The following is a 13,427-nucleotide window of genomic DNA, read 5'->3' as shown; positions in this document are numbered from 1 at the left end:
TCAAACCCGGGACAAAAATAAGCGGCTTATTATAGCCATGTCCCGGGGGAGGGCAAGGCGCCGTTACGGTTCCGTCGACTTGGCCTCGACAGGGCACTGATAGTCGGCCGGCTTGAGGATCAGGATGTCGCAGGGCAGGCGGTCCATCACCTGTTCGGCCGTGTTGCCGAGCAGGGCGGCGGAGAGCCCGGTGCGGCCGACGCTGCCCATGATCATCAGGCTCGCCTTGAGCTCGTCGGCCAGATCCGGCAACACCTCCTCCGGCAGGCCTTCGGCAACCCGGGTCCAGAGCGGATTGATCTGGTAGCGCTCGGCATGGCTGAGCAGCAGGGATTCATGGTGCTTGCGGATCGCCTCGTTGTAGGCGTGGGGATCGAACTCGGGCAGCTCGATGGCCACGTTGACCGGCGTGCCCGGGAAGGTATTGACCAGATAGAGACTGGCGCCGAGCAGATCGGCGACCCCCATACCCTCTTCCGTGATGCGATCGTTGAGCCCTTGCTGCTCCTTGTCGTCGCTCGAGCAGTTGATGGCGGCGATGATGTTGCCGCCACGCTGCCAGTGCCCCTCCTTGACCAGCAAGACGGGACAGGGGCATTTTCGCAGCAGGTGCCAATCCGTGGGGGTGAAGATGAAGGTCTGCAGGAAGTTGTGATGATGGGTCGCCTTGACCACCAGATCATGCTTGCCGTTGATCACCTCCTGAATGACGGATTCGAAGGGGCGACTGTGCCAGACGACCTTGACCTCGCACTGCATGCCTCTGGCGCGATAGGGGGTGAGGATCTCGTCCAGCCACTCCCGGCGCTGACTGATGACGCCGGTGCGCATCTCGTCCCGCTCCTCGCTCGAGAGCATGGCGGTCATCTCGTACGAGAAGTCGTAGATGGTGAGCAGCAGGGTAAGCACAGCGTCTGTTTCCAGCTCGGCCACCTTGACTGCACGCTCGAGGGCGATTTGGCGCTCTTGCTCCGGGTTAATGACCACCAGGATTTTTCGGTAGTTGACCATGTGCTCCTCCTTGGACAAAAGACCAATGATGACAGGCCTTTAGCCTTTACAGCTTAGCGCAGGAGCAGAGGGAATGACGTGGGCCGGATCAAATTATTGGGCAAGGGATCCGGCCTGGGGGAAGGGGTCAGGCGCAGGGACGGGTGATGCCGGCCATGGCGGCGAGGGCCGCCTGATCGAGCACGGTAATGTATTTACCCTTGACCCCGATGAGGCCCGATTTCTGGAAGCGCCCCAGCAGACGGCTGATGGTCTCGACGGTGAGCCCCAGATAGTTGCCGATGTCGCCCCGGGTCATGGAGAGACGGAACTCCTTGGCGGAGAAGCCGCGATCGCTGAACCGCTGGGAGAGGTTACTGAGAAAGGCCGCCAGACGTTCCTCGGCATTCTTCTTGGAGAGCAGCAGGATCATCTCCTGATCGCCCATGATCTCGTTGCTCATCAGTCGCATGATCTGCTGACGCAGCTTGGGCATCTTGCCGGAGAGCTCGTCGAGCACATCGAACGGGATCTCGCACACCATGGCGGTCTCCAGCGCCTGGGCGAAGGAGGGGTGGCTGTGCTTGTGAATGGCATCGAAGCCGACCAGATCCCCGGCCAGGTGGAAGGCGGTGATCTGCTCGTCACCCTGCTCCGTGATGGTATAAGACTTGATGGTTCCGGAACGGATGGCATAGAGGGACTTCAACTCATCCCCAGCCTTGAACAGCTCTTCGCCTTTCTGGATCGGCTTCTTGCGCTCTATGATGCTGTCGAGCTGATCCAGCTCGCTGTCATTGAGGCTGAAGGGGATGCAGAGCTGGCTGATGCTGCAATCCTGGCAATGAATTGCACAGCCACCGCTCTGAATACGTCTGCCAGGTTTCTTGTCCGGGATCATAGGCTCATTTGGAATAATTGATTTATATCAAACAAGTCTACCATCAACCCATCCGTTTTGGATAGGGTTTCAAAGGGATGCTACCCCCACCACCAGGGTATGGAGACCGTAAACCATCAGCAGCAGAGCCCCCGCGAGACGCAGGCTGCGCAGGGTAAGCCAGTAACGCAGCCGGTCGGCCAGGCCGCCGAGGGCAAACAGGGTCGGCAGGGTGCCGAGGCCAAAGCACAGCATGATGAGGGCCCCCTGGCTGGCCGAGCCCGCCGCCGCGCTCCAGGTCAGCATGGAGTAGACCAGGCCGCAGGGGAGCCAGCCCCACACCATGCCAAAGGGGAGGGCCTGCCAGGGGGCGGTGAGGGGCAGGCACTTGCCTGCCAGGGGCTGGATATGGGGCCAGAGCTTGGCCCCCAGCCGCTCCAGCAGCAGTATCCCCTGCCACCAGCCCGCCAGATAGAGGCCCAGGGCTATCATCAGCAGGGCCGCGACGAGGCGAAGGCCGGCGATGGCGTGCTTGCCCGCCCCCAGCTCTCCCGTGGTGGCCAGCAGGCCACCCACCAGGGCGCCGGCCAGCACATAGCTCAAGATCCGCCCCAGGTTGTAGTACAGGAGGTAGCCAAGACGTCCCCAGAAGTGTTGCCTGGCGGGCGGAATGGCCATGGAGAGGGCGGCAGAGACGCCGCCGCACATGCCGATACAGTGCCCGGCCCCGGCCAACCCCACCAGCAGGGCGCCTACCAGATCAAGGCTGCCGATCATCTTTGCTGTCCTTGTCTCCTTGCCTTGGGGCGTCATCTTCATCGAACAGTATGTTGGAGCCCTGCCTGTCGAGATCCTCGAACTGCTCCGAGCGTATGGCCCAGAAGAAGACGACGGCGGCGATGATCACAAACAGGATGGCGATGGGGATCAGGACGAAGATGATGTTCATGGCACTGGCCTTGTGGTGAAGAGGGTCATGATAACCCGGCGAGCGGCGGATGCCCGTTTCCTGTGGCCGGGGGCTCGCCAACCGGGGGAGCCTCCGATGGTCGCGTCATGGTGCCACGGTTCAAGCGCATGGAGTTGGTGACGACGATGAGGGAGCTCAGGGACATGCCGGCCGCCGCCAGGTAGGGGGGCAGCCAGCCGCTGGCCGCCAGCGGCAGCACCAGCAGGTTGTAGCCGATGGACCAGGCGAAGTTCTCCTTGATGATCTTGCGGGTGCGCAGGGCCAGGGTGCGCGCCTCCAGCAGGCGGGCGAGGTTGTCGCCAAGCAGGATGGCGTCGGCGCTGTTCTTGGCCAGATCCGTGCCCCCGGCCATGGCAAAGGAGGCGTGGGCCCCCGCCAGCACGGGGGCGTCATTGATGCCATCCCCCACCATGATGCTGATTTCACCCGCCGCTTCCCGGGCCTTGAGGTAGGCCAGCTTGCCATCCGGGGTGGCACCTTTTACCAGCTCGTCCACCCCGAGGGCCCGGGCAATGTCGTCGGCCTGGGCCGAGCCATCCCCGGTCAGTATGGTGGTCTTGAGACCGGCGGCCTTGAAGGCGTCGATCAGGGCATGGGCGTCGGGGCGCAGGCTGTCTGCCAGCTGGAAGCGGGCGAGGGGGCCCTGATCCCCTGCGAGATAGACGGTCAGGCCGGGCACGGTGGCATCGGGGGGGATGCCGAGCCAGGCGGCGCTGCCGAGGCGATAGGGGTGGCCTGCGACCGTGCCCCGGATGCCATGGCCGACGACCGGCTGGATGTCACGCACCGCCAGACCCACCTCGCCGGGGGCACGAAAGGCGCGGGCGATGGGGTGTTCGGACTGGGACTCCAGCGCCCGGGCGATGGCGAGGCACTGGGCCTCATCCATGTCCCCCAGCAGCTGGATGGCGGCGAGCTGGATCTCCCCCGTGGTGAGGGTGCCGGTCTTGTCCATCACCACCCGGTTGGCCCGGGTCAGGATGTCGAGCACATGGCCCCGGCGCAGCAGTATGCCGCTGCGGGTGAGGTGGGCGGTGGCCGAGGTGAGGGCGGTGGGGGTGGCGAGGGACAAGGCGCAGGGACAGGTGGCGACCAGCACCGCCAGGGTGACCCAGAAGGCCTGCTCCGGCTGATGGAAGTGCCAGAAGGTCCAGACCGCGGCGGCGATGATGAGCAGCACCAGGATGAAGTGGCGCGACAGGGTATCGGCCAGCTCGGCGATGGCGGGCTTGTCGGCGAGGGCCTCATCCTGCATGCGCATGATCTGGGCGATGCGCGAGTGGGCGACGGGTTGATTGACCCGCACCAGCAGCGGGGCATCGGTATTGATGGTACCGGCGTAGACGGCGTCGCCTTCTCCCTTGGTCAGCGGCAGCTGCTCCCCGGTCAGCATGGCCTCGTTGAGGCTGGCTCGCCCCTGAAGGATGATGCCGTCCGCGGGCAGGGTGGCGCCTGCCAGTACCCGGACCTTGTCCCCCACCTTGAGGGTCTTGGCGGCCACCTCATGCTCCCCTTGCTCATCGACCCGGGTCGCCATGATGGGCACCAGCCGCGCCAGGTTGGAGCTGGACTCCGACGCCTTGCGCCGGGCGCGCAACTCCAGAAAACGCCCCAGCAGCAGGAAGAAGACAAACATGGTGATGGAGTCGTAATAGACCTCCCCCGTGTTGAAGACGGTGGCCCAGATGGAGGCGGCGAAGGCGCCGATCAGCGCCAGGGATACCGAGACATCCATCGACAGCTGACCCTGGCGCAGGCTGCGCCAGGCCCCCGCGTAAAATGGCTGGGCCGAGTAGATCATGATGGGGGTGGAGAGCAGCAGGCTTATCCACTTGAAGTAGATCATGAACTCCTCCTCGACGCTGATGAAGAGATCCATGTAGAGCGCCACGGCGCACATCATCACCTGCATGGAGCCCAGTCCCGCCAGGGCGAGGCGGAACATGTAGCGGCGCACCTCGCGGGCGTAGAGCGCCTCCTGCTGATGGGTCTGGAAGGGGTAGGCCCGGTAGCCGATGCGGGCGAAGCCCTTGAGGATGTCGCTCAAGGAGAGCAGGGCCGGATCCCACTTGATGCGGGCCCTGTGGGTGGTGGTGTTGACCACTATGTAGCGCAGGCCGGGCAGGGTGGTGAGGTGGCGCTCGATGAGCCAGGCGCAGGCGGCGCAGGTGAGCCCCTCCACGCTGAGCTGGATCTCCCGCAAGGCGCCGCTGTCGGTGACGAACTCCTGCTGCACATCGGTCAGATCATAGTGGGAGAGGGCGGCCAGCTCGGCGGGGATCATCTCCCCCTTGGCGCCCGGGGCGGTGCGGTGTTCGTAGTAACTGGAGAGGCCGCACTCCATGATGGTCTGGGCGACCGCCTGGCAGCCAGGGCAGCACATTGGCCTGAGTATTCCTTTGATCTCAAAGGCGTACTGGCTGTTAGCCGGCACCGGCTCGCCACAGTGAAAACAGCCGGACATGGCGTGTCCCTCCTTGGGGGTGAACCCGTGAACGGGGCATGATGGTAAACCGGCCGACCGCAAGCAGCCCGCCGTTCGTTCTGGGATCAACGCCCCTTGGGATCGAGCTCCACCGGCTCGGCCAGGGGGAACTGCACCGTCTCTTGCAGGCGCCATTCGTGGTCAAACGCATCGACCCGAATGTGCCACTTGCCGCCGAGGGGCTGCGCCAGATGGAGGCGGTAGGTGCCGCTGGCATCGCTGGTCAGCAGATGCTCGCTGTCATGGCCGGCCAGCGTGGGGTGGAACAGGGACAGACGCAGCGCCTGGTTGGGCACCATGTCTCCGCTCACCGGCTTGAGGGTCAGCACCTGATCCTGTTGCTGGAGGGCGATGCGGATATGGAGCGCCTCGGCCCGGTCAAACTTGCTGAGATCCTGATTGATCTCCTTGCCCTGCTTGTAATAGTCCTCCGCCACCAGATTGACCCCATCCTTGCTGGCAATGATGGCGGTGGCGATGGCGGCGACGACGACGGTGGCGGGGAGGGCGATGAGAAACCAGGGCCAGAATTGGCGATACCAGGGTTGAGTCATGGTGCTACTACCGTGAAACCTATGATTAACGAAAATGAGAAATCAGCGCGACACAAGATAACAAAAAGCCTCGAAGAGTCGAGGCTTTTTGCTGAGTAATCACGTGTTTATCACATGTTACTGCTGTTATTGTGCCGCTTCTGCGCCATGGGAGAGGCTGTACACATAGGCGGCGAGCAGGTGCACCTTGTCTTCCCCCAGAATGTCTTTCCAGGCGGGCATCACGCCGTGACGACCGTGGGTGATGGTCTCCTCGACCACCTGACGGGAGCCACCGTACAACCAGGTGGTGTTGGTCAGATCCGGCGCACCGACGGCGATGCCGCCCTTGGCATTCGGGCCGTGACAGGCGGCGCACACCGCGAAGCGTGCTTCCCCTTTCTTCGCCTCCACCATGTCGACCTTGCGACCGGACAGGCTCAGCACATGGGCCGCCACTTCCTTGACCCCATCCTTGCCCAGCACCTCGCCCCAGGCGGCCATCACCCCCTGACGACCGTTCATGATGGTGGTCTTGATCTGATCCGGTTGACCGCCCCATTGCCATTCGGCATCGGTCAGGTTCGGGAAGCCGCGTCCACCGCGGGCATCCGAACCATGGCACTGGGCACAGTTTTGCAGGAACAGACGCTGACCCACCTTGCGCGCCTCGCTGTCGGCGGCAATCTCCTCGATGGCCTTGTAATGCTTGCCATCGGCCTGATAGGTGAGCTCCTTGAACTTGGCACCATAGACCTGGTCGGCCTTGGCCAGCTCGCGGTCATACTCGGGGGCGCTGCCCTCTTGCCTGGCGGCCTCGATGGCTGCCTTGCCCTCCGCCAGGGAGCGGATGTCCTGGTGGGAGCTCTGCCAGCCCAGCAGACCCTTGAAGTTGCCAAGACCCGGGAAGGCGAGCAGGTAGAGCAGACCAATCACTATCATGAAGAGGAACATGTAGCTCCACCACTTGGGCAGCGGGTTGTTGATCTCCTCGATGCCGTCGAAGGAGTGGCCCATGGACTGGCCCTCTTCGACCCCCATCTTGTCATTGCGGCACCACATGAGCAGCAGGAAGCAGCCCACTATGGTACCCAGTGACACCAAGGTCACAAAAATGCTTAACAGAGTGCTCATTATTGCTTCGCTCCTGCGTTCTTGTTATCAGCACTGGGTTGCTCGTCATCGGCAAAAACCAGGTTGGCGGCCTCGTCAAAGGAGGCCTTGCGGCGCTTGCTATAGGCCCAGGCGATGATGCCGAACATGATCAGCATCAGCAGCAGGGTATAGAGTCCGCGAAAGGTGCCGTAATCCATCTCCCGACTCCTTATTTCAGGGCATGACCCAGTGATTGCAGATAGGCGACCAGGGCATCGAGCTCGCTCTTGCCTTTCACCGCCGCCTCGGCACCCTGGATGTCTTCATCGGTGTAGGGTACGCCGAAGTGATCCCGGAACAGCGCCAGCTTCTTGCCGGTCAGCTCGCCGGTCAGGACATTGGTCTCGAGCCAGGGGAAGCTGGGCATGTTGGACTCGGGCACCACGTCGCGCGGGTTGATCAGGTGAGCGCGGTGCCAGTCGTCGGAATAGCGTCCGCCGACCCGGGCCAGATCCGGACCGGTGCGCTTGGAGCCCCACAGGAAGGGGTGTTCCCACACGCTCTCACCGGCGACCGAGTAGTGACCATAACGCTCGGTCTCGGCGCGGAACGGGCGGATCATCTGGCTATGACAGACGGTGCAGCCCTCGCGGATATAGATGTCACGCCCTTCCATCTGCAGGGCGGTGTAGGCCTTGAGGCCCTCCACCGGCTCATTGGTCTGCTTCTGGAAGAACAGCGGCGTGATCTCCACCAGGCCCCCCAGGCTGATGGCGAAGATGATGCCAATCACCAGCATGGGGACGCTTTTTTCAAAGATTTCGTGACGATTATTGTTGCTCATGCTTTAACCCCTTCAGATCAGGCTGGCTGTGCGACGGGTTCGAGGGAACCCTTGGGCGCAGTGATGGTGCGATAGCTGTTGTAGGCCATCAGCAACATGCCGGTGACGAAGAAGCAGCCACCCAGGAAGCGCACGAAATAGAAGGGATAGGAGGCCTGCAAGGCTTCCACGAAGCTGTAGGTCAATGTGCCGTCGTCGTTGACCGCGCGCCACATCAGACCCTGCATCACACCGGAAATCCACATGGCGACGATGTAGAGCACTGTGCCCACGGTCGCCAGCCAGAAGTGGATGTTGATGAGACGCACGCTGTACATCCGGCCCTGATTGAACAGGTTCGGGATCAGGTGGTAGACGGCGCCGATGGAGACCATGGCAACCCAGCCCAGGGCACCGGAGTGGACGTGACCTATGGTCCAGTCGGTGTAGTGGGAGAGGGCGTTGACCGTCTTGATGGCCATCATGGGGCCTTCGAAGGTGGACATGCCGTAGAACGACAGGGAGACGATCAGGAAGCGCAGCACCGGATCGTACCGCAGTTTGTGCCAGGCGCCGGACAGGGTCATGATGCCGTTGATCATGCCGCCCCAGGAGGGGACGAACAGGATGAGGGACATCACCATCCCCAGGGACTGAGCCCAGTCGGGCAGCGCCGTATAGTGCAGATGGTGCGGGCCGGCCCAGATATAGAGGGAGATCAGTGCCCAGAAGTGCACGATGGAGAGGCGGTAGGAGTAGACCGGACGGCCTGCCTGCTTGGGCACGAAGTAGTACATCATCCCCAGGAAGCCGGCGGTGAGCAGGAAGCCGACCGCGTTGTGGCCATACCACCACTGCACCATGGCATCGGTGGCACCCGAGTACACGGAGTAGGACTTCATGCCGCTGACCGGGATCTCCAGGTTGTTGACGATATGCAACACGGCCACCGTGATGATGAAGGCGCCGAAGAACCAGTTCGCCACATAGATGTGGGAGGTGGTGCGCTTCATCAGGGTACCGAAGAAGACGATGGCGTAAGAGACCCAGACCACGGCGATGGCGATGTCGATGGGCCACTCCAGCTCGGCATACTCCTTGGAGCTGGTATACCCCATGGGCAGGGAGATGGCGGCGGCGACGATGATGGCCTGCCAGCCCCAGAACACGAAGCCCGCCAGGGGACCGCCGAACAGACGGGTCTGGCAGGTGCGCTGTGCCACGTATAAGGAGGTCGCCATCAGGGCGCAGCAACCGAAGGCGAAGATCACCGCGTTGGTGTGCAGGGGGCGAAGACGGCTGTAGGTCAGCCAGGGGGTATCGAAGTTGAGGGCAGGCCAGATCAACTGGGCTGCAATCAGTACGCCTACCGACATGCCGACAATTCCCCAGACGATAGTCATGATGGTGAACTGACGGACAACCGTGTAGTTGTACTCAGGGTGGTTTGTTGTATGGCTCATCGTTGTATTCCGCTTCCGATGCTGCTGTTGTTTGATTTTTGCCCGGTGGCCGGGACTGGCAACTCAATTCATCAGCGACTGCCTTTTCAGTTGTTAACGACTGTTAACGAAAGGAAAAGCAAAAAGTAGCTAAATGAAAATTCGATGGGAATGATACTGAACTGACAGGTAAAATAACAGTATAAACAGTGATATATTTGGCTCCGAGCGCAGGCGCATCACGCAGTTTTTACCATGCGCAAGATCACGAAAATGGCATTTAAAAGCCAGCTTACAAGGTTGTTTTTTAATGAAAGAGAGACTGACTTCACGCAAATTTGCCCATCTGCTCATCGTGTTGACCATTTTGCTCGGATTGATGGCCTATCGGACCTGGTTCGACGGCGTGGACGGCGCAGGCGCGGACGCGAAAAATGATCGGATCTGTGATCTGTCCCACACCTCTTGCGAGCTCCAGATCGGGGGAGCGCCGCTCACAGTAGCTCTGAATGACCCCCCCCTGCGGGCAGAACAGGCGTTTCAGATACGCCTTGACGGGGTGGCGCAGGGACAAGTGCCAATCAAGAGCTGGCTGGAGGGGCAGGAGATGTTCATGGGGCGCATCCCGGTGTTTTTCGAGCCCCAAGGGGAAGGGCAGTGGCTGGCCGACACCCAGGTCGGGGCCTGCACCAGCCACCACATGGTATGGCTGCTGGTCATCGAATGGCGCAATGGCGAGCGGCAACAGGTGGCGCTGTCGGTGACCCGTTGAGGGGGGGCGGTGCAAATTTAATTTGAATTTTTCAGGCAGGGCGGTACCTTGCACTGGTTATCTGAGAACCAAGACCATTTCATCATGATTGAAAAACAAGAATTTTATCGACTGCTCAACCAGCAGGCCCAGGCTCTGCTGGAAGGGGAACCCGACCTCATCGCCAAGCTGGCCAACCTCAGCGCCCTGCTCAATCAGGAGCTGGCCGAGATCAACTGGGTCGGTTTTTATCTGTTGCAGGGGGAGACACTGGTGCTGGGTCCCTTCCAGGGCAAGCCCGCCTGCGTGCGCATCCCGGTCGGGCGCGGCGTCTGCGGCACGGCGGTGGCCGAGGGGCAGACCCAGCTCATCGACGATGTGCACCAGTTCGAGGGGCACATCGCCTGCGATGGGGCCAGCAATTCGGAGATTGTGATCCCGCTGCGCCGTGATGGCGTCATCATAGGGGTGCTGGATATCGACAGTCCCGTTTTCAACCGTTTTGACCAGATTGACCGGCTCGGGCTGGAAGATACGGTCCAAATATTGGAACGCCTGCTGTAAGTTAGGTGCGAGATGGTTCGCAAAAGGCCCCAAGCTCTCTATAATGGGGCCTTTGTTGTGCCCGGGGTTGCCCGTGCGTTTATATGAAAGCCAAGGTTATACATGGAAAACACTGAAAAGCTGAAGAACAGTAAAGAGATCGTTGCCTACCTGGTCGAGAAATTCCCGGCCTGCTTCATCGCTGAAGGAGAGGCCAAGCCACTCAAGATTGGCATCTTCCAGGATCTGGCCGAGCGTCTTGCTGACGATGACAGGGTCTCCAAGACCATGCTGCGTTCCGCCCTGCGTCAATACACTTCCAGCTGGCGCTATCTGCACGGCCTCAAGGCCGGCCAGGCTCGCGTCGATCTCGATGGTAACCCGGGCGATTTGTTGACCGAAGAGCACATCGAGCACGCCAAGCAGGCGCTCAAGGAGAGCAAGGACCGCGTCTTTGCCAACCGTCGCAACAAAGACGACAAGAAAGAGGCCAAAGGCGAGGCCAAGGCCGATGCCGCTGGCAAGCGCGAAGAGAAACCGAAGAAGCCCCGTCGTCCTGCCCCGCGCAAACCGGACGCCGCCGCTGCTGCTCCCAAGCAGTATCGTCAGGCCCAGGCCGGTGAGCTGAAAGTGGAACAAGCCGTCAACGTGGTGCTGGGCAAGTCTCCGGTCCCGGCGACCATCAAGGAAATCACCAAGGATGATGTGCAGGTTCAGCTGCAGACCGGCATGATGCTGCGCGTCAAATTCGAGCATCTGGTTCTCTAAGGAGACAAATGTTGAAGCATGGCGTAATTCGTTTTTCCCTCGTCGCCTGTAGCCTGGCGCTTGCCGGGCTTGCACAGGCCGTCGAGCCGGTGCTCAAGGAAAGTGATTTGCCTGTGTTGGCTCAAGAGAGCCAACATGCTACGGCCAGCAAGCGAATTGCCAATCTGTTTACCCGCTCCCATTACAAGCAGTTCAAGCTGGACGATGCCTTCTCCGAGGTGGTGTTCGATCAGTATCTCGAGAATCTGGACTTCAGCCGCAACCTGTTTTTGGCCTCTGACATCAAGCGGTTCGAAAAATACCGTCATGGCTTCGATACCGATCTCGAGCGGGGCCGTCTGGCGCCCGCCTACGATATGTTCAATCTGAGTCAGCAGCGACGCTATGAGCGGTTCGAATACGCCCTCCAACTGCTTGATACCCCTTTCGATTTTACCCAGCCCGATCAATACGTCTTCGATCGGGAAGGGGCGCCCTGGCCCAGGGATGAAGCCGAGCTCAACGAGCTGTGGCGTCAGCGGGTCAAGTTCGATGCCCTGAGCCTCAAGCTCAGCGGCAAGGAGTGGCCCGAGATCAAGGAGCTGCTCGGCAAGCGTTACAACAACGCCATCAAGCGGATGTCCCAGACCGAGAGCGAGGATGTGTTCCAGCTCTTCATGAACTCCTTCTCGCGCGCCATCGAGCCCCACACCAGCTATCTCTCCCCCCGCAACGCCGATCGCTTCAACACCGAGATGAACCTCTCGCTGGAAGGGATAGGCGCCGTGTTGCAGGCGGAAGATGACTTCACCGTGATCCGCTCCCTGGTGCCGGGTGGTCCGGCCGCCAAGTCCAACCACCTCAAGCCCGATGACAAGATCGTCGGGGTGGGGCAGGAGGATGGCAAGATAGTCGATGTGATAGGCTGGCGTCTGGATGACGTGGTCGAGCTCATCAAGGGGCCCAAGGGCAGCAAGGTGCGTCTCGAGATCCAGCGTGGCAAGGGCGCCAGCGTCAAGACCGAGCAGGTCGAGCTGACCCGGGACAAGGTGCGTCTGGAAGACCGGGCCGCCAAGTCCAAGGTGATCAAGACCCAGGGCAAGAAGATAGGGGTACTCGAGATCCCGAGCTTCTACGTCAACCTTCATGACGATGTCATCAAGGAGCTGGCCAGCCTCAACAAGCAGAAGATAGACGGCCTGGTGGTGGACCTGCGCAGCAACGGCGGCGGAGCCCTCACCGAGGCCTCTGCCCTGAGCGGCCTCTTCTTCGCCAGCGGTCCCGTGGTGCAGATCCGCGATCACATGGGCCGGATCTCGGTCAATGGCGATGACGATGGCCAGATCTACTACGGCGGGCCCATGTCGGTGCTGATCGACCGCTACAGCGCATCGGCCTCCGAGATCTTCGCCGCCGCCATGCAGGACTATGGCCGCGCCCTGATCCTGGGAGAGAACTCCTTTGGCAAGGGCACGGTGCAGCAGCACCGCAGCCTGGCCAAGGTGTACGACTTCTACGATCAGCCTCTGGGCCACGTGCAGTACACCATTGCCAAGTTCTACCGCATCAATGGCGGCAGTACCCAGAACAAGGGTGTCGCGCCGGACATCAGCTTCCCGACCCCGGTCACGCCGGAGGAGACGGGGGAGAGCCGTGAGTTCCATGCGCTGCCCTGGGACAAGATCGCCTCGGCGGATTATCAGACCCTGGGCAACTTCACCAACCTGATCCCCAAGCTGGAAGCGGCGCACCAGGCCAGGATCAAGACGGATCCCGAGTTCGCCTACGTGCTGCAGGACATCCAGGAGTATCGTGCCGAGAAGGACAAGAAATCCCTCTCCCTGAACGAAGCGCAGCGGCGTGCCGAGCAGGACAAGCAGGATGCCCTGGCCCTGCTGCGGGCCAACGAGCGCCTGGCGCGGATGGGCAAGCCTGCCATCAAGAGCCTGGACGAGTTGCCTGCGGACTTTGAGGCACCCGATGAGTACCTGCTGGAGTCCGCCAATATCACGGCGGATCTGGTCAAGCTGGCTCCCCACTGAGGTCAGCCTCGGCGAGTCATGGACAAAAGGGCGACGCAAGTCGCCCTTTCTCTTGCCTGAATGCAAACTATTTGACCCGGGGATGGCCTTGTGACAGCCTCGATACGCCCATAACAAGCGTGGAAG

The 13,427-nt window shown here is 61.4% G+C and carries 13 protein-coding genes and 1 pseudogene; 4 read left to right on the top strand and 10 right to left on the bottom strand.

What is annotated here, in order from left to right:
- Window positions 1-63: 63 nt before the first annotated feature.
- The 10 genes and pseudogenes from uspE to ccoN all read right to left on the bottom strand — a co-directional run bounded on the left by uspE (window position 64) and on the right by ccoN (window position 9,239).
- A complete protein-coding gene (gene uspE / locus ACLHZ1_RS08705) occupies window positions 64-1,011 on the bottom strand; it encodes a universal stress protein UspE (protein ID WP_427261750.1) in 948 nt (315 codons plus the stop codon).
- A gap of 127 nt (window positions 1,012-1,138) precedes the next feature.
- A complete protein-coding gene (locus tag ACLHZ1_RS08700; protein ID WP_427261749.1) occupies window positions 1,139-1,891 on the bottom strand; it encodes an FNR family transcription factor in 753 nt (250 codons plus the stop codon).
- 69 nt (window positions 1,892-1,960) lie between these two features.
- The gene (locus ACLHZ1_RS08695) at window positions 1,961-2,647 is read right to left on the bottom strand and encodes a sulfite exporter TauE/SafE family protein (RefSeq protein ID WP_427261748.1); all 687 of its coding nucleotides are present in this window, start codon (window positions 2,645-2,647) and stop codon (window positions 1,961-1,963) included.
- Entirely contained in the window at window positions 2,631-2,819 is a 189-nt protein-coding gene (gene ccoS, locus ACLHZ1_RS08690) for a cbb3-type cytochrome oxidase assembly protein CcoS (protein ID WP_041992418.1), read from the bottom strand. Before ccoS ends, ACLHZ1_RS08695 begins: the two co-directional genes overlap by 17 nt.
- Window positions 2,820-2,934: 115 nt before the next feature.
- Window positions 2,935-5,304 (bottom strand): annotated as a pseudogene (locus ACLHZ1_RS08685) (heavy metal translocating P-type ATPase); the annotation flags it as partial.
- 86 nt (window positions 5,305-5,390) lie between these two features.
- Complete coding sequence (locus tag ACLHZ1_RS08680; protein ID WP_408793360.1) at window positions 5,391-5,879, bottom strand: FixH family protein; 489 nt, start codon at window positions 5,877-5,879, stop codon at window positions 5,391-5,393.
- A 126-nt stretch (window positions 5,880-6,005) separates the two neighbouring features.
- A complete protein-coding gene (ccoP, locus tag ACLHZ1_RS08675) occupies window positions 6,006-6,992 on the bottom strand; it encodes a cytochrome-c oxidase, cbb3-type subunit III (RefSeq protein WP_427261747.1) in 987 nt (328 codons plus the stop codon).
- Entirely contained in the window at window positions 6,992-7,171 is a 180-nt protein-coding gene (locus tag ACLHZ1_RS08670; RefSeq protein ID WP_408793356.1) for a cbb3-type cytochrome oxidase subunit 3, read from the bottom strand. The genes ccoP and ACLHZ1_RS08670 overlap by 1 nt, the downstream gene beginning before the upstream one ends.
- Before the next feature lie 11 nt (window positions 7,172-7,182).
- Complete coding sequence (gene ccoO, locus ACLHZ1_RS08665; RefSeq protein WP_408793354.1) at window positions 7,183-7,797, bottom strand: cytochrome-c oxidase, cbb3-type subunit II; 615 nt, start codon at window positions 7,795-7,797, stop codon at window positions 7,183-7,185.
- 17 nt (window positions 7,798-7,814) lie between these two features.
- Window positions 7,815-9,239 carry a cytochrome-c oxidase, cbb3-type subunit I gene (gene ccoN / locus ACLHZ1_RS08660; protein WP_427261746.1) on the bottom strand — a complete coding sequence of 475 codons (1,425 nt, stop codon included), beginning with the start codon at window positions 9,237-9,239 and terminating at the stop codon, window positions 7,815-7,817.
- A 289-nt stretch (window positions 9,240-9,528) separates the two neighbouring features.
- Here ccoN and ACLHZ1_RS08655 point away from each other — a divergent pair, with 289 nt between their 5' ends.
- From ACLHZ1_RS08655 to prc, 4 genes are all read left to right on the top strand, one after another.
- Window positions 9,529-9,990: a hypothetical protein gene (locus tag ACLHZ1_RS08655; RefSeq protein ID WP_427261745.1), complete on the top strand. Its 462-nt coding sequence runs from the start codon at window positions 9,529-9,531 to the stop codon at window positions 9,988-9,990.
- Between the two features lie 84 nt (window positions 9,991-10,074).
- A complete protein-coding gene (locus ACLHZ1_RS08650) occupies window positions 10,075-10,533 on the top strand; it encodes a GAF domain-containing protein (RefSeq protein WP_427261744.1) in 459 nt (152 codons plus the stop codon).
- A gap of 102 nt (window positions 10,534-10,635) precedes the next feature.
- Window positions 10,636-11,280 (top strand): RNA chaperone ProQ, encoded by a 645-nt coding sequence (gene proQ, locus ACLHZ1_RS08645; RefSeq protein WP_408793347.1) that lies wholly within the window; start codon window positions 10,636-10,638, stop codon window positions 11,278-11,280.
- Window positions 11,281-11,288: 8 nt separating this feature from the next.
- The gene (gene prc / locus ACLHZ1_RS08640) at window positions 11,289-13,301 is read left to right on the top strand and encodes a carboxy terminal-processing peptidase (protein ID WP_427261743.1); all 2,013 of its coding nucleotides are present in this window, start codon (window positions 11,289-11,291) and stop codon (window positions 13,299-13,301) included.
- The last annotated feature ends 126 nt before the right edge of the window (window positions 13,302-13,427 follow it).

The sequence above is a fragment of the Aeromonas sobria genome, from assembly GCF_050266975.1.
In the GTDB taxonomy this organism is placed as follows: Bacteria; Pseudomonadota; Gammaproteobacteria; order Enterobacterales; family Aeromonadaceae; genus Aeromonas; species Aeromonas sobria_B.
Note: the sequence above shows the minus strand (reverse complement) of the source record. Positions and strands in the feature narration are given on the sequence as shown.

Bases quoted from the DNA above. Each gene is read 5' to 3' on its own strand.
- proQ (WP_408793347.1), top strand. From the start codon at position 10,636: ATGGAAAACACTGAAAAGCTGAAGAACAGTAAAGAGATCGTTGCCTAC.
- ccoO (WP_408793354.1), bottom strand. From the start codon at position 7,797: ATGAGCAACAATAATCGTCACGAAATCTTTGAAAAAAGCGTCCCCATG.
- ccoP (WP_427261747.1), bottom strand. From the start codon at position 6,992: ATGAGCACTCTGTTAAGCATTTTTGTGACCTTGGTGTCACTGGGTACC.
- ACLHZ1_RS08655 (WP_427261745.1), top strand. From the start codon at position 9,529: ATGAAAGAGAGACTGACTTCACGCAAATTTGCCCATCTGCTCATCGTG.
- ACLHZ1_RS08670 (WP_408793356.1), bottom strand. From the start codon at position 7,171: ATGGATTACGGCACCTTTCGCGGACTCTATACCCTGCTGCTGATGCTG.
- ACLHZ1_RS08680 (WP_408793360.1), bottom strand. From the start codon at position 5,879: ATGACTCAACCCTGGTATCGCCAATTCTGGCCCTGGTTTCTCATCGCC.
- ACLHZ1_RS08695 (WP_427261748.1), bottom strand. From the start codon at position 2,647: ATGATCGGCAGCCTTGATCTGGTAGGCGCCCTGCTGGTGGGGTTGGCC.
- uspE (WP_427261750.1), bottom strand. From the start codon at position 1,011: ATGGTCAACTACCGAAAAATCCTGGTGGTCATTAACCCGGAGCAAGAG.
- ACLHZ1_RS08700 (WP_427261749.1), bottom strand. From the start codon at position 1,891: ATGATCCCGGACAAGAAACCTGGCAGACGTATTCAGAGCGGTGGCTGT.
- ccoS (WP_041992418.1), bottom strand. From the start codon at position 2,819: ATGAACATCATCTTCGTCCTGATCCCCATCGCCATCCTGTTTGTGATC.
- prc (WP_427261743.1), top strand. From the start codon at position 11,289: ATGTTGAAGCATGGCGTAATTCGTTTTTCCCTCGTCGCCTGTAGCCTG.
- ccoN (WP_427261746.1), bottom strand. From the start codon at position 9,239: ATGAGCCATACAACAAACCACCCTGAGTACAACTACACGGTTGTCCGT.
- ACLHZ1_RS08650 (WP_427261744.1), top strand. From the start codon at position 10,075: ATGATTGAAAAACAAGAATTTTATCGACTGCTCAACCAGCAGGCCCAG.